The organism is Mesorhizobium sp. ISC15 (assembly GCF_037162615.1).
GTDB classification, from domain to species: Bacteria; Pseudomonadota; Alphaproteobacteria; order Rhizobiales; family Rhizobiaceae; genus Mesorhizobium; species Mesorhizobium mediterraneum.
Genome location: NZ_JAVSPX010000001.1, coordinates 5,383,370 through 5,403,423, shown reverse-complemented (window position 1 = coordinate 5,403,423; position 20,054 = coordinate 5,383,370). Strand labels below are relative to the sequence as shown.

21 protein-coding genes and 2 pseudogenes are annotated in these 20,054 nt (G+C 64.0%); 15 read left to right on the top strand and 8 right to left on the bottom strand.

Annotated features, from left to right (window positions below):
* Positions 1-6: 6 nt before the first annotated feature.
* The 4 genes from RPG13_RS26050 to RPG13_RS26035 are packed head-to-tail and all read right to left on the bottom strand — an operon-like array spanning position 7 to position 4,203.
* Complete coding sequence (locus RPG13_RS26050; protein WP_095482780.1) at positions 7-441, bottom strand: hypothetical protein; 435 nt, start codon at positions 439-441, stop codon at positions 7-9.
* Positions 438-1,772, bottom strand: coding sequence for a phosphatase PAP2/dual specificity phosphatase family protein (locus RPG13_RS26045; protein ID WP_337126337.1), 1,335 nt, complete (start codon positions 1,770-1,772; stop codon positions 438-440). The genes RPG13_RS26050 and RPG13_RS26045 overlap by 4 nt, the downstream gene beginning before the upstream one ends.
* A gap of 8 nt (positions 1,773-1,780) precedes the next feature.
* The gene (locus RPG13_RS26040) at positions 1,781-3,571 is read right to left on the bottom strand and encodes a bifunctional alpha/beta hydrolase/class I SAM-dependent methyltransferase (RefSeq protein WP_337126336.1); all 1,791 of its coding nucleotides are present in this window, start codon (positions 3,569-3,571) and stop codon (positions 1,781-1,783) included.
* A gap of 29 nt (positions 3,572-3,600) precedes the next feature.
* Positions 3,601-4,203 (bottom strand): CDP-alcohol phosphatidyltransferase family protein, encoded by a 603-nt coding sequence (locus tag RPG13_RS26035; protein ID WP_337126335.1) that lies wholly within the window; start codon positions 4,201-4,203, stop codon positions 3,601-3,603.
* 298 nt (positions 4,204-4,501) lie between these two features.
* Between RPG13_RS26035 and RPG13_RS26030 the strand changes: the two genes are divergently transcribed.
* From RPG13_RS26030 to RPG13_RS25995, 8 genes and pseudogenes are all read left to right on the top strand, one after another.
* Positions 4,502-5,491 (top strand): sugar phosphate isomerase/epimerase family protein, encoded by a 990-nt coding sequence (locus RPG13_RS26030; protein ID WP_292649674.1) that lies wholly within the window; start codon positions 4,502-4,504, stop codon positions 5,489-5,491.
* A gap of 44 nt (positions 5,492-5,535) precedes the next feature.
* A complete protein-coding gene (locus RPG13_RS26025; RefSeq protein WP_292713337.1) occupies positions 5,536-6,594 on the top strand; it encodes a sugar ABC transporter substrate-binding protein in 1,059 nt (352 codons plus the stop codon).
* Between the two features lie 69 nt (positions 6,595-6,663).
* On the top strand, positions 6,664-8,190 hold the full coding sequence (locus tag RPG13_RS26020; RefSeq protein ID WP_337126334.1) for a sugar ABC transporter ATP-binding protein: 1,527 nt from the start codon (positions 6,664-6,666) through the stop codon (positions 8,188-8,190).
* Between the two features lie 16 nt (positions 8,191-8,206).
* Positions 8,207-9,184: an ABC transporter permease gene (locus RPG13_RS26015; RefSeq protein ID WP_164897828.1), complete on the top strand. Its 978-nt coding sequence runs from the start codon at positions 8,207-8,209 to the stop codon at positions 9,182-9,184.
* On the top strand, positions 9,181-10,056 hold the full coding sequence (locus RPG13_RS26010) for a MurR/RpiR family transcriptional regulator (RefSeq protein WP_337126333.1): 876 nt from the start codon (positions 9,181-9,183) through the stop codon (positions 10,054-10,056). Before RPG13_RS26015 ends, RPG13_RS26010 begins: the two co-directional genes overlap by 4 nt.
* A pseudogene (locus RPG13_RS26005) lies at positions 10,053-10,948 on the top strand (ribokinase). The gene RPG13_RS26010 and the pseudogene RPG13_RS26005 overlap by 4 nt, the downstream one beginning before the upstream one ends.
* A 255-nt stretch (positions 10,949-11,203) precedes the next feature.
* Positions 11,204-11,521, top strand: coding sequence for a hypothetical protein (locus RPG13_RS26000; protein ID WP_095482771.1), 318 nt, complete (start codon positions 11,204-11,206; stop codon positions 11,519-11,521).
* An 823-nt stretch (positions 11,522-12,344) separates the two neighbouring features.
* The gene (locus RPG13_RS25995; protein WP_245329727.1) at positions 12,345-12,629 is read left to right on the top strand and encodes an EF-hand domain-containing protein; all 285 of its coding nucleotides are present in this window, start codon (positions 12,345-12,347) and stop codon (positions 12,627-12,629) included.
* On the opposite strand, the gene RPG13_RS25990 is transcribed toward RPG13_RS25995, so the two are convergent.
* Together RPG13_RS25990 and RPG13_RS25985 are read right to left on the bottom strand one after the other, a co-directional pair.
* Positions 12,604-13,140: an Hsp20/alpha crystallin family protein gene (locus RPG13_RS25990; protein WP_337126332.1), complete on the bottom strand. Its 537-nt coding sequence runs from the start codon at positions 13,138-13,140 to the stop codon at positions 12,604-12,606. The genes RPG13_RS25995 and RPG13_RS25990 overlap by 26 nt on opposite strands.
* A gap of 55 nt (positions 13,141-13,195) precedes the next feature.
* Positions 13,196-13,657 carry an Hsp20 family protein gene (locus tag RPG13_RS25985; protein ID WP_095482769.1) on the bottom strand — a complete coding sequence of 154 codons (462 nt, stop codon included), beginning with the start codon at positions 13,655-13,657 and terminating at the stop codon, positions 13,196-13,198.
* 231 nt (positions 13,658-13,888) lie between these two features.
* On the opposite strand from RPG13_RS25985, the gene RPG13_RS25980 reads away from it, so the two are divergent.
* The 3 genes from RPG13_RS25980 (at position 13,889) to RPG13_RS25970 (ending at position 15,761) form a co-directional block, all read left to right on the top strand.
* Positions 13,889-14,107 carry a hypothetical protein gene (locus tag RPG13_RS25980; protein ID WP_164759062.1) on the top strand — a complete coding sequence of 73 codons (219 nt, stop codon included), beginning with the start codon at positions 13,889-13,891 and terminating at the stop codon, positions 14,105-14,107.
* 155 nt (positions 14,108-14,262) lie between these two features.
* Complete coding sequence (locus RPG13_RS25975; RefSeq protein WP_095482768.1) at positions 14,263-14,520, top strand: DUF982 domain-containing protein; 258 nt, start codon at positions 14,263-14,265, stop codon at positions 14,518-14,520.
* 563 nt (positions 14,521-15,083) lie between these two features.
* Positions 15,084-15,761 carry an outer membrane protein gene (locus RPG13_RS25970; protein ID WP_158302496.1) on the top strand — a complete coding sequence of 226 codons (678 nt, stop codon included), beginning with the start codon at positions 15,084-15,086 and terminating at the stop codon, positions 15,759-15,761.
* A gap of 193 nt (positions 15,762-15,954) precedes the next feature.
* Here RPG13_RS25970 and RPG13_RS25965 read toward each other — a convergent pair.
* Positions 15,955-16,195 (bottom strand): annotated as a pseudogene (locus RPG13_RS25965) (usg protein).
* 355 nt (positions 16,196-16,550) lie between these two features.
* On the opposite strand from RPG13_RS25965, the gene RPG13_RS25960 reads away from it, so the two are divergent.
* The 4 genes from RPG13_RS25960 to RPG13_RS34995 are packed head-to-tail and all read left to right on the top strand — an operon-like array spanning position 16,551 to position 19,497.
* Positions 16,551-16,865 carry a co-chaperone GroES gene (locus RPG13_RS25960; protein ID WP_095482859.1) on the top strand — a complete coding sequence of 105 codons (315 nt, stop codon included), beginning with the start codon at positions 16,551-16,553 and terminating at the stop codon, positions 16,863-16,865.
* A 58-nt stretch (positions 16,866-16,923) separates the two neighbouring features.
* The gene (gene groL / locus RPG13_RS25955; RefSeq protein ID WP_095482766.1) at positions 16,924-18,555 is read left to right on the top strand and encodes a chaperonin GroEL; all 1,632 of its coding nucleotides are present in this window, start codon (positions 16,924-16,926) and stop codon (positions 18,553-18,555) included.
* 26 nt (positions 18,556-18,581) lie between these two features.
* The gene (locus RPG13_RS25950; protein ID WP_337126331.1) at positions 18,582-18,875 is read left to right on the top strand and encodes a hypothetical protein; all 294 of its coding nucleotides are present in this window, start codon (positions 18,582-18,584) and stop codon (positions 18,873-18,875) included.
* On the top strand, positions 18,868-19,497 hold the full coding sequence (locus RPG13_RS34995; protein WP_442921355.1) for a DUF982 domain-containing protein: 630 nt from the start codon (positions 18,868-18,870) through the stop codon (positions 19,495-19,497). The genes RPG13_RS25950 and RPG13_RS34995 overlap by 8 nt, the downstream gene beginning before the upstream one ends.
* 34 nt (positions 19,498-19,531) lie before the next feature.
* On the opposite strand, the gene RPG13_RS25940 is transcribed toward RPG13_RS34995, so the two are convergent.
* A complete protein-coding gene (locus RPG13_RS25940) occupies positions 19,532-20,029 on the bottom strand; it encodes a GNAT family N-acetyltransferase (RefSeq protein WP_337126330.1) in 498 nt (165 codons plus the stop codon).
* Positions 20,030-20,054 lie beyond the last annotated feature (25 nt).

The window sequence follows — 20,054 nt, the reverse complement described above, 5'->3', positions numbered from 1 at the left end:
GCTGGCTCAGACAAAGGCCGCGACGAGGGACGCCGCCCCGAACAGGCCGATCGCGATGCGCTGCCTGGCCAGCAGGCGGTGCGTGCCCGCCATGCGCCGGTCGAGCGAGCGGCCGCCGGCAGAGGGAGGTTTCAGCCGCATGCGCGCCAGCACCTCGTCGACCGCGGCACCAGCTGCGGCCTCGCTGGCGTGGCTGGCCATCAGCCGGAACAGCAGCGCGTCGAAGACAAGCAAAGCAGAGTAGGCGAGGGTGGCCGCCGCGCTTGCTGCCGCGATCAGCCAGGCCGCGGCCGATATGGGCGTTGCCTGCGGCCCGGCCACCGCGCCAATGATCGGCGCGGCCATCAAGGCGGCCGCCAGCAGCAGAATCGGCCACGCCGCCTGCACCATCAGCCCGGCTGCGAACGCCTCGGCCCTGTCCTGATAGGCGTCGCTTTTCATGCCGGCTCGTCCACCCTGATCTGAAGATGCACCGGCCGGCCCGATGCTGCGAGCCGCTTGTGCGCCTGCGCCGGCGTCGGCGAGCGGCCAGTGGCAACCAGCCATTCAGCAACGACGCCGGCGCTGCGCTGGAAACCGAGCGCGCAGCAGACCAGCACGGTGCCGTGGCTGCGAGCCGCTTCGATCGCCGCCACCGCTTGCGCTCGCGCCTCTGGCGACGGCGGCAAAAGATCGAGCATGGCGATACCTGTCCAGCGACAGGTCACGCCGCGCGGCCTTTCCAGCTCGCCGGCAAAGTCGATCACCGTGCCGAAAGTGTCGGCCTCAGCAGCTGTCGGAAAGCGGCCGAGGAAGACGCCGTCGGCGACCGCGATCTGCGCCGGCAGCGTGCGCGTCCACGCCCAGACATTGATCCTTGCGCCAAGCCGGTAAGGCAGCAGCAAAATACGGCTGGCCAGCGAGGCGCTGCCGTCGGCCGCTTTCTGGAACACCTTGGCGCCGGCCCCGGCATAGGCGAAGGCGACGATGGCCAGCGCCAGCGCGGGCCACAAAAGGATGAGCCACAGCGCCGAGACAAAGGCGCCGGCAACGGTGCCGGCCAGCGCCAGCGCTGCGCCAAGCGCATAGAACCGAGCCAACCGCCGGGCCTTGGCATCGGCGGCTAGGTGGAAGCCGGCGAACGGCAATTCGCCCTCGCGCGGGAACAGCCACAGGGCAAAGAAGCCGAGCAGCGCGCCTGTCGGGATATCGATGACATGGTGCTGCCATGTCGTCAGCACCGAGGCGCCGATCAGCAGACACCAGGCATGCCAGACGATGCTGGTCGTGCCTTTGAGCCGATAACGCCAGTGATCCCAGATGATGACCAGCAGCGCGATGTGCAGCGACGGCGCCTGGTTGAACGGCTTGTCGAAGCCGCCGAGCACAGCGAACATGAAGCCCGGCAGGCCGGATGTTTGCGGCCGCATGAAGGTCGCGGTCAGCGGGAAGACGATGAAGCAGGCGACGGCGACGATCTGGGCGGTGAGATAGCGGCCGGCGAGACGGTCGACGCCGCTCTTGGTATCGTTCAACAGCAGCGACAGGCCGTAGAACAGGTTGATCGACCAGTAGGGCACGATCGTCCAGGCGATGAACGGGACGGCGCGCTCCCAGGCGAAGACGATGCTGCCGACATCGTTGCGCTGCGACGCCAGCCAGTTGGCGAAACCGTAGGTGGCGTAGAAGAACGGCGCCAGAAACGCCAGCCACAATGCCGCCCGCAGCACGATCCCGGCGTACGGCTCGCGCGCAGGAGCAGAAAGGGCAGGGTCAGCGCCAAGGATAGGCATGACCATGCTCAGACGCGCCGCGCGACGGAAACGGTAAAGATGCCCCACTGGTCGATGCGCTGGTCGAGCTTCTCGAAGCCGGCCGCCGCCACCAACTGGTCCATCTCGCCTTGCGTGCGCCGGCGCATCACCCAGGCCTGGCCGCCGCGATGCGAGGTAAGGCTGCGCGCGATCATTTCGAGCTGCGGATGCCAGGGCTGGTTGGTATAGAGAAGCAGGCTGCCGGGCTGCATCGCGTTGGCCAGCCCGTCCAGCGAGCGGGCAATCATGGTGTTGTCGGAAAACAACTCGTAGAGCCCGGAGACGATGGCGAGGTCCGGCGCCGGCTTCAGCCCGGCAAGCATTTTGGGGTCGAAGGCGTCGGCCTGATGAAACGAGACGCTGGTCGGCAGGTGCCGCTCGGCGATCAGCTTGCAGCCGCGCGAAACGTTGAGGTCGGAGAAATCCTGTAGCCGCACGCTGGCCGGCGGCACAGCGCATTTGGCGACGGCGTCGAGCACGTAGCGGCCGTGGCCGGCGGCGATATCGACGATATGGACCGGGCGGCCCGCGGCCTGCAGCGTCTCGGTGGCGCTGCCGATCAGCTCTTCCAGATTGAGCTTGCGCTGCCGGATGCCGCGCCAGCCGATGGCATCGAGAAAGGTGCGGTCGATCATGCGGCCGAGCGGGCTGCTGCCCCGCGCCTCGTTCTCGTAGACATAGTCGAGCGTCGAGCCGGAATCGAAGCCGGTGGCAATGCCTGTCTGCAGGCCTGATGACAGCCATGCGCCCATGCGGATCGAGGCACGGCTCATTGCCCAATAGAGGCCCTTGGGCGATAGCAGCGGCAGCGGCGAGGCGAGCCGGTCGGCCTCGTCGCGCGTGTAGCCGGCGCGGTCGGCCGCGGTCAGGTCGACCGGCTTCGCTGACGTCGCGAACTGTCTTTCGAGGAACGGCTTGATCAGGTCGAGCGCTTGGCTGCGGTCGCGTTCGCCCAGCGTGTCGTGGAAGAAGCCGGGCAGCACATGCCGTTCCTTGGCCGGGCTGGCGAGATTGACGAAGAACTCGTGCTGCGGTGCGTGCCGCACCACCCAGTCGCTGCCCGAGATCAGCAATTGCGTCGGCACGGTGATGGCGCGGGCATCCGAGACGATACGCGCGGCGTGGTCGTAGAGCTCGACCAGGATGTTGGAAGCGATCGGCCGCGTGATCAGCGGATCGGCCTCGAAGGAGGCGATGCGCTCGGCATCATGCGTCAGGAACTTGGCCTTGACGTAAGAATTGACGAAGAAGCGCCCCTTGATCTTTTGCCACAGCGCAATGCCTTGCTTGGCGAAGGGCACGTAGAGCTTGACCGAGAAGGCCGGAGAGGCCAGCACCAAAGCGCGAATCTGCGGCGCATAATCATGCACCCAGGCGGCGGCGAGCACGGCGCCGAAGGATTGCGCGATCAGCGCGATGTCACGCTGGCCAAAACCGTCGCTGCCGATCTCACGCACGAAACAATCGATGTCGCGCACCAACGCGGCAAAGGACGGCGCGTAGCCGCGCTCGCCGGCCGAGCGGCCATTGCCGCGCGCGTCCCAGGCGTAGAAGGCATGGTCGGGCATGTCGAGTTCGTCGACCAGATGCGCCATGCGGCCGCCATGCTCGTGGCCGCGGTGAAACAGCAGAACCGCGCCCTTGGCAGGTTGCCCGACAGCCGGCCAGTAGCGGTAGAAGATCTCGGTGCCGTCATGGCTCTTGAAGACGCGCTCCTGCGCCACCCGCTTGAGGTTTGCTAAAGCCGCGGCGGCGGCAATCGTCTGTTCGTGAAGCATGTTTTCCCCTAGCGGTCGCGACCGGAATTTCAATCGTCGCTCCCGTTAAGGCCGCTGCGTATCCGGTTGATGGCGGTCACCAGCGAGAGTGTAGCCATTGCCGGAAACACAAACGCTGCGATCGCCGCGATCCACAGGCCACAGGCGATGAGGAAGGCGATGATGCCGAGCGCCAGCGCCCGGTCGCTCTTGCCGAACGGCCCGCCATAGTTGCGCCCCGTTCCCGCCGCTATGCCGAGCACGCCGGTGAACTCCACGACGATCGCCGCGATCGCGAAAGCGACGACGCCCCAGGCTGGGAAGATGACGGCAAAGGCCAGGATCAGCGCGAGGTCCGAAACGACGTCGCAGAGCTCGTTGAGGTACATGCCAAGCTTCGAGGCCTGACCATGCTCCCGCGCCAGCATGCCGTCGATGGCGTTCAACGCCATGCGCGCAAACAGCACCACCGGCATCAGCAGGAAGACCGCGCGATGGCCGGCAAGGGCCGCGACCAGTATGCCGGTGGCGACCGATAATGCGGCGGCCAGCAGCGTGATCTGGTTGGCGGTGACGCCAGCCACGGCCAGCCGGTCGGCGAGCGGCCGCAGCTTGGCCTGAAAGGCCGGTTTCAGCGCATAAAGCGTCGGCATGTGCGGAACCCCCCGGCCACAACATAGTGCCAACGACGATGATCAATTGGCGCCCAAGACGCAAGGGCTGCGAGCGGTTGTACATGGTTACGATCGGCGGCGCCGGACAGATCATTTGAGAGCTAAGCCCTAAGGTTCCGGCGCGGCCACCACTTCGAGGCCGAGCTCGTCTGCGGCCGCTATCATGCCGGATCGAAACAGCGTCCGCCGCTTGGTCGCAGCGGATGGCTCATCTCTCGAATAAGAACTTTACAAATATCCTAAAATATGTGAAGTTATGTCCATGGAAGGGTCATCCATGACAACCAATCGTTTCGCCACGCGCCTGAATTCCTTTGCTTCGCGGCCGCAGGCCGAATGGCCGGATCTTGTCGGCAAGCCGTCGATGCTGCAGATGGCGGCGCGTGCGGCGAAGGTTGCGGGGCTGACCGACCTCGACTTGAATTTTCCCGACCATGTCGGCGAAAAACCTGCAGAAGTGGCGCGAAAGCTCGGCGATCTCGGGCTTTCGATCAATGGTTTCGCCATGCGTTATTATTCCAACCCGGCCTTCAAGCTCGGTGCCTTCACCAATCCTGATCCCGCGGTTCGCCGCGAAGCCATCGACCTGACCAAGGCCGGCATTGACGCAGCGCGCGAAGCGGGCGCCAGTCTGATGACGCTGTGGCTAGGGCAGGATGGCTTCGATTATGCTTTCCAGGCCGATTACACGACGCTGTGGCAACACGAAATCGATGGAATCCGTGAAGTTGCGGCGCATGATCCCGATTGCCAGATCAGCCTCGAATACAAGCCCAACGAGCCGCGCTCCTACAGCCTGATGCCCGACGCGGCGACGACATTGCTGGCGATCCGCGAGATCGGCCTGCCCAATCTCGGCGTGACGCTCGATTTCGCTCATGTGCTCTATGCTGACGAGCAGCCGGCCTTTGCCGCAGCACTCGTGGCGCGCCATAGCAAGCTGCTCGGGGTGCATCTCAACGATGGCTACGCCAAGCGCGACGACGGCCTGATGGTCGGCGCGGTGCACACGCTGCAGACGATCGAGCTGCTCAGGCAGATCCGCCGCGACGGCTATGCCGGCGCCATCTACTTCGACACGTTCCCCGACATGACCGGGCTCGATCCGGTCCACGAATGCGAAGTCAACATCACCACCGTCAAGCGCATGCTGCGCGTCGTCGATCGGCTGGAAAAGGACAACCGCCTGTCCACCGCCGTCGACCGTCAGGACGCGGTCGCGTCGCAGGCCATCATCCAGGAAGCCATGCTCGGACCGGACAGCTGAGGCTCCGGCGGCATAGACCGTTTTTCAACAAGGGAGGAAAGACCATGAAATTTCTGCTTGCCACCGCCACCGCTGCACTGATGGCGCTGTCCATCGGCTCGGCTTTTTCCGCGGACCTCGCGCCGCTCAATTCCGACACCGAGAAGGATCGCATCGACTGGTCGCAGCTCGAGGCCAAGTTCGGTGCGTTCCCCAAGCTGCCCGACGGCACCAAGGCGGGCGCCGTCTCCAAGACGCTGACCAACGAATACTGGCGCTCGCTAGGTGAGGGCTACAAGTCGTTTGGCGACCGCGTCGCTGTCCCGGTCGTCTATCAGGCGGCGCAGAGCGAGGGCGACCAGCTCGGCCAGCTCACCATCGCCGAAGGCCTGGTCACGCAAGGCTACAACGTGCTGCTCGTCTCGCCGCAGACCGACTCCAACCTGCAGCCGATCATTGAGCAGGCCAAGGCCGCCAACGTGCCGGTGGTCAACGTCAATGACGCGGTCATCCCGCAGGCCGAGCATTATGTCGGCAATGTCCAGCGCGACAATGGCGTGCGCGTCGCCAAATGGTTCATCAAGAACCGGCCGGACGGCGGCAAGGTCGCCATCGTCGAAGGGCAGGCCGGCGTCTATGCGGCTGTCCAGCGCACCGACGGCTTCAAGACCACGATCACCGAAGCCGGCAAGTTCGACGTCGTTGCCAGCGTGCCCGGCAACTGGGATCGCCAGACCTCCTACGACGCGGCCACCAACATCCTGCAGCAGCACCCCGACCTGATCGGCTTCTATGCCAACAATGACGGCATGGCGCTGGGCATCGTCGAAGCGGTCAAGGCCGCCGGCCTGCAAGACAAGGTTGCCGTCTTCGGCACCGACGGCATCTCCGACGCCTATGCCTCGATCCGCGCCGGCGAGCTGACCGGCACCGTCGACAGTTTCCCGGTGCTGACCGGCGAGGTGGCGCTGGAATCGGCGTTGCGACTGGTGGCCGGGCAGAAGCTGCCGCGCGTCGTCGCCACGCCGCAGGCGCTGATCACCAAGGACAATGCCGACCGTTACTCCGGCGCCGGCGACGCCGTGCGCAAGGCGCTGCTCGAGGACGCGGCAGCGGGCAACTAAGGGCACAAGGGCGGGTGCCGGCAAGAGCATCTCGCTCACGGCTGGCACCCTTGCCCGGAGAACGAACCAATGTCACCCCGGCTGCAATTCGAGGGCATTTCCAAGACGTTTCCGGCCGTGCGGGCGCTGAGCGATGTGTCCTTTTCGGTCGGCGGCGGCGAAATTCATGGCCTGCTCGGTGAGAACGGCGCCGGCAAATCGACGCTGCTGCGCATCCTTTCGGGGGTCTACAGGCCGACGGCGGGAAGCGTGCTGATCGACGGCAAGCCGGTGACGCTGAGCAATCCGGTCGCCGCACGCGCCGCGGGCGTCGCCATGATCCATCAGGAATTGCAGCAGGTGCCGCACCTCAGCGTCGCCCAGAACATGTTCCTCGGCCATCCGCTGACGCGTGGCGGCATCTTCGTCGCACGGCGCGAGCAGGAACGCCGCGCTGCGGAAGCCCTTGCGGCCATCGACCCAACGATCGATCCGGCAGCGCCGCTCGGCAGCCTGAAGGTCGCGCAGCGGCAGATCGTCGAGATCGCCCGGGCGCTGCTCGATCGCGCGCGCATCGTGGCGATGGACGAGCCGACATCGAGCCTGACGCCGAAAGAATTCGAGCGCCTGGCCGAAGTCATTGCCGGCCTGGCCCGCGACGGTGTCGCGGTCGTCTATGTCTCGCACAAATTGGACGAGGTGTTCGGCATCTGCCAGCGCGCCACCATCATGCGCGACGGCGTCGTGGTCGGGTCCGTCGATCTTGCGCAGGTGTCGGAAAAGGCCGTCGTTTCGATGATGGTCGGCCGCGAGCTTGCCCAGGAACAGCACCGCTCGCACACCTCCAGCGAGGTCAGGTTGAGCGTTCGCGGCCTCGCCTCGCCGACCAAGGTCCATGACGTCTCGTTCGACCTGCATCGCGGCGAGGTGCTGGGCATTGCCGGCCTGGTCGGCTCGGGCCGCACCGAACTGCTGCGGCTGCTGGCCGGCGCCGACCGCGCCTCATCAGGCGCGGTCGAGATCGACGGCAAGGCGGTAAAACTTTCCAGTCCGCGCGATGCCATCGCCGCCGGTATCGGCTTGGTGCCGGAGGAGCGCAAGCGCGAAGGCATCGTGCCGCTGCGCTCGATCTCCAGCAATATGGCGCTGGCATCGATGGGCGTGTTCGCGCCGCGCGGCGTCATCGATCACACCAGGCTGAAACGGGTCGCGGCCGAGAAGATGAAGCGGGTCAATCTCAGGCCGTTCCTGCTCGACCGGCCGATCCGGCTGTTCAGCGGCGGCAACCAGCAGAAGGCGATCATCGGCCGCTGGCTGGCGGCGGGAACGCGCATCCTTTTGTTCGACGAGCCGACGCGCGGCATCGATGTCGGCGCCAAGGCGGAGATCTACCACTTGATCGAGGAGCTCGCCGCCGAAGGCCATTCGGTAATCGTCGTGTCGTCCGAGCTTCCCGAGGTGATCCGGCTCGCCGACCGCGTGCTGGTCATGCGCGACGGCATGGTCGCCGCCGAACTCGGTCGGGCTGATCTCAGCGAACAGGCGATCGCGGCCCACGCGATACCGCAAACGGAAGCGAAGGCCGGCACGGCGCAAGGCCATCGGGCCGATGCATAACGGACAGGACCAGCGGATGACTGATATAACCGAACGCACAGCAGCGCGCCCACGGGCGGATTTCCTGCACCGGTTTTCCGTGCGCGACGCCGGCACGCTGATCGGCCTGGTGGTGATCCTCGCCGTCTTCGGTGCGCTGGTCCCGGGCTTCTTTGCCGAGCGCAACCTGATCAACATCCTGCAGCAATCGAGCATCAACGCCTGCCTGGCGCTGGGCATGACGCTGGTGATCATCTCGGGCGGCATCGATCTGTCCGTCGGGCCGACGGCAGCCCTTTCGGCCGTCATCTCTGCCTCGATGCTGGTCGCCGGCGTGCCGTTTCCGCTGGCCATCGCCGCCGGTTTCGCCATCGGCCTCGTCTGCGGCCTGCTCAACGGCGTGCTGGTCGCTTATGTCGGGCTACAGCCTTTCATCGTCACGCTGGGAACGCTGAGCACCTACCGGGCGCTGGCGCTGATCTATACCGGCGGCAATCCGGTGCTCGGCCTGCCTGCCGGCTTCCGCGCCATCTTCAACGGCTCGCTGTTTGGATTGCCGTTGGCGGTCATTATCGTGGCCGTCGTCGCGCTGATCGCCTGGATCATCCTCAAGAAGACGCCGTTCGGCGAATATCTGCTCGCCGTCGGCGGCAATGAGGAGGCCGCCTACATAGCCGGCGTGCCGATCGCCCGCACCAAGATCGCCGCGTATATGATCTCGGGTCTGCTTGCGGCCCTTGCTGCGCAGATCCTGATCGGCCGGCTGGGTGCCGCCGAGCCCATTCTCGGCAACCTCTGGGAGCTCGATGCGATCGCCGCGGCGGCCATCGGCGGCGCCTCGCTGATGGGTGGCAAGGGCAGCGTGGTCGGCACCATCCTGGGCGCCGTCATCCTCGGCACCATGCGCAACGGCCTGACGCTGATGAATGTCCAGTCCTTCTATCAGCTCCTGGCAACTGGCCTTATAATCCTCGCCGCGATGCTTATCGATCGCGTGACGAGGGGACGTGGATGACCTTGACCAGCCTGGATCTGAAAGCAGTAGGACCGCGGATCCGCATGATGATGCCGCATCTGACGCCGCTCGAGGCCAAGGTGGTGGAAACCGTCTTCGGGAGGCGCGGCTTCGACGAGACCATTCCGCTCAAGCAGATCGCCGAAGAAGCCGGCGTGTCGGAGGCGATGGTCGTCAAGATCGCCAAGAAGCTGGGCTTTTCCGGCTATCGCGACTTCCGCACCGCCGTCTACGAATACAGTCGTCTGCCGACCGCCGAAATGCACCAGGAGCTGTCGGTCGACGACAGCTCGGCCGAGATCGTCCAAAAAGTGTTCCGCACCTCCATCCAGGCACTGGAGGAGACGCTGGCCATCCTCGACATGGACGATTTCGACCGCGCCGCCGATCTTCTCTATCGCGCCAAGAACCGGGATTTCTACGGCGTCGGCGGCTCGGCGCAGATCGCGCGCGACGTCTCGCATAAATTCCTGCGCATCGGCATCCGCGCGTCCGTCTACGACGATTCGCACATGATGCTGATGTCGGCCTCGCTGCTCGGCGCCGACGACATCGCCGTCGGCTTCTCGCATTCCGGCAACACCAGCGCTGTCATCGATGCCATCCAGCTCGCCCGCAAGAGCGGCGCGCGGACGCTGGCGATCACCAACTACGACAACTCGCCGCTGGCTGATATCGCCGACATCGTGCTGTGCTCGACCGCGCAAGGCTCGCCGCTGATGGGCGAGAACGCGGCGGCGCGTATCGCTCAGCTCAACATTCTCGACGCGCTGTTCGTGGCGGTGGCCCAGCGCGATTACCAGGCGGCGGAGCGCAATCTCGGCCGCACGATGTCGGCGGTGATGTCGAAGCGCCGGGACAGGGGCACATGACGCCACCGAGACCGCTGGTCACCGTGTTCGGCAGCCTGCATTACGACATCATGGTCGAAGCGCCTGACCGCCCGCGCAGGGGTGAAACGGTGACCGGCCATGCCTGGCAGCCGAAATGCGGCGGCAAGGGCGGGAACCAGGCTGTCTCGGCGGCACGGGCCGGCGTGCGCGCAGCGATGATCGGCGCGGTCGGCGATGACGATTTCGGCCGCGCGCTTCTCGACAATCTCGGTCGCTGCGCGTCGACAGCCGCTTCGTGCGGGTCGCGCCTGGCGCCGGCTCGGGCATGAGCGTGGCGATCTTCGACGACGGCGGCGACTATGGCGCGGTGATCGTCTCAGGCAGTAATCTCACCTTGGGTGAGAAGGACATCGCGGCCGCGACCGAAATGGTTGCGCAAACTGCGGTGCTGCTGCTGCAGAACGAGGTCCCGGAACCCGCCAACATCGCCGCAGCGCGGGCGGTGAAGGCGCATGGCGGCCGCGTCGTGCTCAATGCCGCACCCGCCCGGAAACTGTCGGACGAATTGGTCGCGTTGGTTGATGTCGTGATCGTCAACGCCATCGAGGCGGAATTTCTGGCCGGCGTTCCGGTCGTCGATGCGCTCGAGGGTGCTGCCGAGGCGGCACGCATGCTGATCGATTTCTGCCCGGCCGCGATCGTCACGGCAGGCGGGGAGGGCGTTGCCTATTGCGACCGTGACGGTCACGCGTTCGCGCTGCCCGCCATCCCGGTGGAGGTCGTCAGCACCCATGGAGCCGGCGACGAGTTCGTTGGCGCGTTCGCGGCAGGCCTTGCCCGCGGGCATCAGGTCGAGGCCGCCATCGCCGCCGCCAATGCCGCCGCGGCCTTGCTGGTCGCTACGCCGGAACGGGAGCGCGAGGCGATCTGAGGCAAGGGCGCTGAGAAGGGGGCGCGCGCCTCCCGCCTGGCCCCGGTGACTTCGACATCGCCGGGGAACTCTTTTGCGGTGCCTTGTCGGGCACGCGGCAGATGCGTAACAGCCCATAGGGAGCCATTTAATTGGAGGACGCGGGGCAGGGGTTCGCGGCCTAGGATTGTTGACGCCCGGTTATGTGACGACCGGCTCGGTCGCAGACATCGGTATTTTAGTGGAACCTAATTTAAATGACGCGGTTAAGCGTGCATGAGAGAGCATGAAATCCAGACTGTTACTGAATACCGGATAGCGGGCAATCAGCTGGCCGATGATCCGGTGATCGCTCTCGATATCGCGGAACGGATATTGCAGGCAGCCGAGAACGACAGGATTGGCTATGTCGTCGTCAGAGCGGGGCACCCCGAAGCCGACCTCATCGAGAAAAGAGAGCCGCAACAGATCAAGGCTACCACAGCCTTGTTCCGCGATTTTGAAGTGTTGCTGCTTGTTCTTTATGCGGCCTATGCCCTTGTCGTGCTGGGTGTCACCGCTTTCGTGATGCTGGAATTGGCTCCTGTTCTGTAGACTTGCTCCAGCAGCGTCCATGCCAGGATTGCTCATGTGGGCTAGCGTTTCTGCATCGTACCGGATGCGAGCGGATGGCGAGGCTGTTCGCTCAGCTCCGACAAGCCGATAAAGTTCGACAATTGAAACGAAAGCCCGCCGCCCTGTCGGACGACGGGCTCCGTTGCCTGGGCGCCAGGAACGCCACGGTAGCGACCTCTGCTACTAATGCTCCCGCAGACTTCCAATGTGCGGCCAGCGTGTGGCCTGGCGCATCGGCCGAACAAATGAAAGCCCGCGCCTCTGGCGGAGAGCGCGGGCCGATCAGGTTGCAGCCCGATCTGCAGTGGGAGCCCGAAGGCTCCACTGCTCAAATACAACTATTAGAAGATGCTAATGTTCCGCATAGTCTGGATGAAGGATGTAACCGCCCTCGTGAACGAGCACCCTGGCAAGAGATTCTTTTTGCCTGAAGCAGTCATGGTTGCTCCTCTCCGCCGGCCTCAAGCAAACTTTATGAGACCAACGTTCGTATGGTGGGCAGGGGATGTGCGCTGGGGGAAAGCCGTGAGCAGAAAGCAACGCTCCGTTTTTTGGATCGCTCTCTTTGCATCCGTCCTTGGCTTTGTGCTGTTGGTCCTGGTCCTGCAAATAGTGAGTTTGCTTGACTAGATATCGATCACGGCCCGCATGATATTGCTTGATCGTCTGTCAGCGCGGGCCGGTTGCTTGGCGAGAATTTTTCGCCGGCGAGCGTAGGGGCAGGGTCCTTCCTGCGTATCGGTCAGCAGTCGCCGCCAAAACCCACGACGGCGCGACCAATGACAGCGAAAGGACCATCACCATGCAACGTTCAGCACTCATTGCGGCCCTGCTTATGGGGCTCGTGCCGCTTTCCGCAGCGCACGGCCAGGGAAACGACACGCCGGGAAAGCGCATCCTGCAACGGCTCGACACCAATGGCGACGGCGCGATTTCCAGGGATGAGATGCTTGCGGCGCGCGAGCGCATGTTCACGAAGCTCGATCGCAAGCGCGGGAGTCGGGTGGCGTATGCACCGACTGAGCGCAGCCGGGCGCGTGCGCGTCCGGCTGCCGATGTTGTCAGTGCTTGCTCTTGCCGGGACTGACGGCACTGCCGCTGATGGCGATGCGCCTGGCCTTCGTCTGCGCGCGCTGGGTCTTGGGCAGCGTCACGCTGAGCACGCCGTTATGGAAGGCAGCATTCACCTTGTCCTCCTCGACCTCGTAGCCGAGCGGGATGCGGCGCTCGAAGCGGCCGTAGAACCGCTCGGAGAAGTGCCTGTCCTTGTCCTCGGTCTCGGAGCGCTTCTCGCCGCGCAGCGTCAGCACGCCGTCGTCGAGCAGCACCTCGATGTCCTTCTCGTCCATGCCGGGGATTTCGGCGGTCACGCGGACCTCCTTCTCGCCGTCGGAGATCTCAACGCTCGGCCAGTTGGCGCGCGCCGACGAAAATCCGCTGAACGAGGGCATGCGCGTTTCGAAACCGCGGAATGCGTCGTCGATCATGCGGTTCATCTCGCAATGCAACGCCATGAACGGATCCCGGTCATCGTCACGATAGAAGCTGGGAACCGGACTATTCTCCCGGCCCCAGGGAATGAGATCACGAATAGCCATTGGTGTTCTCCTTTCTCGACTGGTTGTGCCAGGCGGCGCCAGAGTTCACCCTCGCTCAGGCGGCCTGCTTCGGCTTCTCAACCTGCCCGGCCTTCGGCGCGCCGTCTTCCCTAGTGATCGTGATGCGACGCGGCTTCATCTCCTCGGGCACTTCGCGCACGAGGTCGATCGTCAGCAGGCCGTTGTTGAGCGAGGCGCCGGTGACCGTCATGTGATCGGCAAGCTCGAAGCGCCGTGTGAACGGTCGCACCGGCAGGCCGCGATGCAGATATTCAACCTTGTCCTGTTCCTTGCGCTCGCCAGAGACGATCAGAAGGTTGGGCTCGTGGCTGATGTCGAGATCGTCTTCGGAAAAGCCGGCGACCGCGATCGTCACGCGATAGCTGTTTTCGTCGCTTCGCTCGATGTCATAAGGCGGCCAGCTGTCAGTCTGAGGCGCGTTTTCCAGAAGGTCGAAGATGCGGTCGAAACCGATGCTCGACCGATAGAGCGGGGAAAAATCGGATGCGGTTCTCATAGCTACATCCTCCATAGAGCAATATAGTACGAGGAACGCCAAAGAGCTGGCGCTCCCTGGGTTTTGCCGGCCCCATTCAGCAACCGGCAATTTTGATTTGGTTATTGTCAGCCCGAAATCAAGACCCAGATTCTGTCCCGCTGCCAGATTTTTTGTTGCCAGATTGTGGCTGGCAATGCCGGTTTCAACCTTCATTTGTGGGTCGCGCCGGCACGCCGCATGGAGGATATCATGACCATGACACGCGACGACATCATATCGGTGCTGGGCCCGGTGGACGACGCCGTCATCGCCGACATCGCCTCGACCGGCGCGACGATCGAGGAGTTGCGCGAGGCCTTTGCCTGGGTCGGCGCCGATGAGGCGCTGGTGAACGAGGGCCGCCCTCTGCCGTCGGCAAGGGTGGCGACGCTGATCGGGCTTCTCGAGCCGCCGGACGACGACTTATAACCGGCCGTTGCGTCGGGCAGGGGATAGGGGTTTGGGCAGGGAGGTCTTGAAGCGCGCAGGCAGACGAACCATCTCGTTCACCGGCGCCGATCGGGCCGCCTTCCTGCTTACTCGAGGATGCTACTTGCTCTAAAAACAGAAAGAAGGAGAAAGTGATGAAGGACGTCCCGTTTTCCGAGCCGATCACACTCAAGCTCCAATCCGTCGGAGAGCGCAAGGTCGCCAGCAGTTGGGAAGCCATCGAATGCATGCAGCAGTGGCCGGACCGGGCGCGGGGCCGGAGCTGGCGCGCAGCCTATCGCGCCTGCCGCGACGCGCTCGACGGTTGGCGCACCGCCCGCGAGGCTCGCACGGCCTTCGTCAAGGCGGCTCGCACGGCCGGACTGCTTGTCACGGGACGTAAATCCACCTGAACGTCAACTACCTGAACGTCAACTACCTGAACGTCAACTACCTGAAGTCAACTACCTGAACGTCAGGGCTCCGACGATCTTCTGCCCGGCCGGTTTATGTAGCTCGGGAACGTCATTTCAGGTCTCTCCTTCGCTTGCATTCGGCGCAACATTCCTTCCAGCGCAGGAGGACGTCCGGGCGGCTGCGCCGGGTCACAGTCCTTTTGGGGGTTGCTCCAAGGAAGAAGGCCCAGGGCTTTCACCATGGGCCTAGATCGTTGTCGCGGGTTCTGTTGATGCCGAGGATCGAGATCGCTCGATCCCACGCCATGGGTGGTTCACTCATTGATGGCTCGACGGATGGTCGCGATAGGTGCGTTCTCTTCACCCTCGCAGTTGCTGATCTCCGGCCGTTCCACGGCCACTTCAGAGCCTTTCTTCGGCTCCATGTGCCAAGTATCCTGCGATCGCACTCATGCGCGCCCCTCTGTTGCGCGTATACTACTATCCGTTGCGCTTATGCCACAGTGCCGGCCGTCAGGTTGTGTTAACGACAGCACACATCAATGAGGGGGAAGCCACCAATGAAGAAGCTGTTTCTCGGTCTATCGCTATCGTTCCTCGCGTCGACCGCTTTCGCTGCCGACGCGGTCGTCGAGGAGGTCCGTGTCGCCGAGTCGGCCTACAGCTGGTCAGGGCTCTATGTCGGCGGCCAGGTCGGCTATGTCTTCGAAGGCCGCGCCGACTATATCTATATCAACCCCGCCTACAACTACCGCCATGACCTCGACGGGTTCATCGGCGGGGTCTACGTCGGCTACAATTATCAATTCACCAACGGTATCGTGTTGGGCGCCGAAGCCGACATCGCCTGGGGCGATGTCGGAGGTTCGGATGTAGCGCCGGGCGACGACATTTTCTCGAGCACGACCGAGATCGACTGGACCGGCTCGGTTCGGATGCGCCTGGGTTATGCCATTGACCGCTTCCTGCCCTATGTGACGGGCGGCGTCGCCTTTGGTCGCTTCGGTTTCGAGGAATTCGCCGCGGGCGCTCCCTACGGCTCCGCCGACGACAACCTTGTCGGGTGGACCTTGGGCGCGGGCGGCGAATATGCGCTGACCGACAACTGGCTCCTGCGTGGCGAGTACCGCTACACGGAATTCGACAAGAAGGATTTTGTTTCCCAACCGGTAGACGAGGACCTTTCCGTCGATATCCACACACACGATTTCCGCATCGGAGCGGCCTACAAGTTCTGATCTCCCTAGCGGCTCATGATCTTGGTGTCCGAGTAGTTGGCCAAGGGACGGCTCAGGTTGACCTTGTCGCCGGCCGCTCTACAGGCCCGTAGGCGTCGGTCGCGACGTGGGACGATGTGCGACGCCACCGGCAGCGTCGACGCGCTGTGTTGCAAAAGCGGCGACTTTCATGAAGGCGCCGCCTCTTGCTGTGTCATTGCAGGGTGATGACGCCGCCCACCGCTCGCCACTCGGAGGGCTGGATCAGGGTGGTGGGCGACGCGCACGGAATGCAGCGGGCCTTCGATCTCACGTTCCCAATAGTCGAGGAAATGCTTCAGCGTCGGGAAATCCGGGGTGATGTCGTATTCCTGCCAAATTAAGAGCTGCAGCAGGTCCTGATAGTCGGGAAGACGATAATGGATCTCTGCCGTTATCGGGCCAAAACCCTGCATCTGGAGCCAGAAATCGTTACCGTCCTCCGCATGGAAAAACGCCTCCGCTTACTCATCGGTTCCGGCCGCCGGCAGGCGTGCCGGGACCGACAAGGATGTCGGAAAGGCTGCGCCGCGATTTCAAGCCGCATCCGTCAGTTCAAATTCTGGAATAGCGCCACAATTACAGTGTGTTGGCACTCGACCATGGCGAGTGCGAAAATTTTTTCGGCGTCCTCTTGAAAGCCTGAATCGGCAGACTAATTCGATATGCGCGATGCCTGAGCAAGGGTCGCGCACCGTCGCATCGGCCGTTGTACCGGCCGGCTGCGAAGGGAGGTCCAAGAAAATCTGTTTGTCCTATGAGGAGAACGACATGGCGTTCCGTCCATTGCATGACCGTATCCTGGTCCGCCGCATCGAGGTCGACGAGAAGACCGCGGGCGGCATCATCATTCCCGACACCGCCAAGGAAAAGCCGCAGGAAGGCGAAGTGATTGCCGCCGGTCCCGGGGCGCGTGACGATAGCGGCCAGTTGCAGCCGCTGGACGTCAAGGTCGGCGATCGCATCCTGTTCGGCAAGTGGTCCGGCACCGAGATCAAGCTCAATGGCGAAGACCTGCTCATCATGAAGGAGAGCGACGTGTTGGGGGTGATCGAATTGACCGGCGAAGTGAAGAAGGCCGCCTGAGCGGGGCCGCAACAAGCAATCAGTCAACGAAAAGCTGCCTATTTGAAGGAGTTATCCAATGGCTGCCAAGGATGTGAAATTCCATACCGAAGCCCGCGAGAAGATGTTGCGCGGCGTCGATATTCTCGCCAATGCGGTGAAGGTGACGCTCGGTCCCAAGGGCCGCAACGTTGTCTTCGACAAGTCGTTCGGCGCCCCGCGCATCACCAAGGACGGCGTGACGGTGGCGAAAGAGATCGAGCTTGAGGACAAGTTCGAGAACATGGGCGCGCAGATGGTGCGCGAGGTCGCCTCGAAGACCAGCGACACCGCCGGCGATGGCACCACGACCGCGACGATTCTTGCTCAGGCCATTGTCAGGGAAGGGGCCAAGGCGGTCGCTGCCGGCATGAACCCGATGGACCTGAAGCGCGGCATCGACAAGGCGGTCGACGCCGTCGTCGCCGACCTGAAATCCAATGCCCGCAAGGTGACCAGGAACGACGAAATCGCCCAGGTCGGCGCCATCTCTGCCAATGGCGATGCCGAGATCGGCCGTTTCCTCGCAGAGGCGATGGAAAGGGTCGGCAATGAGGGCGTCATCACTGTCGAGGAGGCCAAGACCGCTGAGACCGAGTTGGAAGTGGTCGAAGGCATGCAGTTCGACCGTGGCTACCTCTCGCCCTATTTCATCACCAACCAGGACAAGATGCGGGTCGAACTTGAAGAACCCTATGTGCTGATCCACGAGAAGAAGCTCTCCAACCTGCAGGCCATGCTTCCCGTGCTCGAGGCCGCCGTGCAATCCGGCAAGCCGCTGCTGATCATCGCCGAGGACGTCGAGGGCGAGGCGCTGGCGACGCTGGTCGTCAACAAGTTGCGCGGCGGCCTGAAGGTTGCAGCCGTCAAGGCGCCGGGCTTCGGTGACCGCCGCAAGGCCATGCTGGAAGACATCGCCATCCTGACCGGCGGCACGGCGATCTCGGAAGACCTCGGCATCAAGCTTGAGAACGTCACGCTGGAGATGCTTGGCCGCGCCAAGAAGGTGCTGATCGAGAAGGAGAACACCACCATCGTCGACGGTGCCGGCCGCAAGGATGAAATCCAGGCGCGCATCAGCCAGATCAAGGCGCAGATCGAGGAAACCACCTCCGACTACGACCGCGAGAAGCTGCAGGAGCGGCTGGCCAAGCTCGCCGGCGGTGTCGCCGTCATCCGCGTCGGCGGCTCGACAGAGATCGAGGTCAGGGAGCGCAAGGATCGCGTCGACGATGCCATGCACGCCACACGCGCGGCGGTCGAGGAAGGCATCCTGCCCGGCGGCGGCGTGGCGCTGCTCAGGGCGGCGAAGGCGCTCGACAACGTCGCCGTCGACAATCCCGACCAGAAGACCGGTGTCGACATCGTGCGTCGCGCCATCGAAGCGCCGGTGCGCCAGATCGCCGAGAACGCCGGTGCGGAAGGTTCGATCATCGTCGGCAAGCTGCGCGAGACGACCGACTTCGGCTATGGCTGGAACGCGCAGACCAACGAGTTCGGCGACCTCTACGCACAGGGCGTCATCGATCCGGCCAAGGTCGTGCGCACTGCGCTGCAGGGCGCCGCCTCTGTCGCCGGCCTACTCGTCACCACCGAGGCGATGGTGGCCGAGAAGCCGAAGAAGGAAGGGGCCACGCCGGCGATGCCTGCCGGTGCCGGCATGGATTACTGACGCCAGGCCTCTGAGGACAAACGACCGTGCCCGCCGATGCGAAGGCGCGCACGGTCGTGCCCGGACCATATGCAGGTGTTGCCATGGACATGATGAACAGTTTTGGAAAGATCGCCGCGCCGACCCTTCCCAGGACCGATTTCAACTATGAAACGGAGTGCAAGACGGCGCTGGCGCCGCTTGTCGACGGATTGCTTGACGCAGTCGAGTCGGCCGGTTGGGATCGCCGCAAGGCGGCCTATACGCTGATGTTCCTGTCGGCTCAGCGATTGGGAGCCGGCAAAGGGGGCAGAGGAGATGATTGCGGCGCGGATGCGTGAGTGCCTGCGCCTGCTGAGATGGTCGGAAACCGATTTCGCCGAAGAGGCGGGCTATGCGGTCTCCAGAGCAAGGAACTGGCTCTGCGGGCGCGAGCATCCGCCTCTCGGCGTGGTGGCCTGGCTGGAGGCGCTGGTCAAGGCGCATCGGTCGCTACCACGGCCGAGCACGCCGGCCGTGCCGGCTCGCCGGCTCGCCGGCGCCACGTCTTCTATCCTGATGTCAGCTGCGTCCGAAATTCGCGCGGAACCCGGCCAGATTCTTGAACCCGGAATGGAGACAGTTGAACTCCGAAAGGAGAGTGTCATGGATCGTTCTTCTTTTGAAAAGCCGGTCACCATCCTTACCGGCCTAGGCACGCCGTCGAAGATAGAAAGCGGCGCTGAAGCCTATGCGCTGCTTGCCGACTGGCCGGCGGCGAGCCGGACGGCCGCGCATGACATCGCCGCCAAGGCTTGCCGGGCCGCGATGGACGGCGAGATCGACGCCGAGACGGCGCGGGCGACATTCGTGGCGTTTGCCCGCCGCAACAATCTCCTCGCGCCGCAGACGAGCCCACCGGTCGCGGGTGGGACGATTGCCGATTGGGCGACGCGTTCGCCGCGTGTGAACGCACCCGCTTGACGGACGAAAAATCGCGAGCGCGGGGAAACCTGTGCTAAGCCCGTGGCAGCAGCCTGCGCATGATGAATGACGCATGGCCTTCCACGCCGTGCGACGCAGACCTGCGCTCGACCACTTCGAACCCGTGCTTGCGGTAGAATGCGATCGCCCGGTCATTCCCTTCGATCACTTCGAGGGCGATGCTGGGGATGCCCGAATGGGCGGCAAGGACGGCATGCAGCATATCGGCGGCCAGCCCCGTGCCGAACTCGCTCTTGTCGATGTGGAGCCGGTCGAGCATGACGTCGCCGGTTTCGTCCATTTCGGCCATCGCGTAGCCGGCAATCGAGCCGTCCGGCCGTTCCGCGACGAACGACATCTTGTTGTCGTCGGCCAGTTCCGCCGCGATCTTTTGCGGCGCGTGACGGCCGTCCGAGATGCGTGCCGTGGTCTCGGCGCCGATGATCGGCGAATAGGTGCGGCGCCAGGACTCGCCAAGGAGCTGCGATACCGACGGCACGTCCTGTTCGGTCATGGTTCTGATCTGGGTCATCGCTACCTCCCCGGCAGTTTATTGC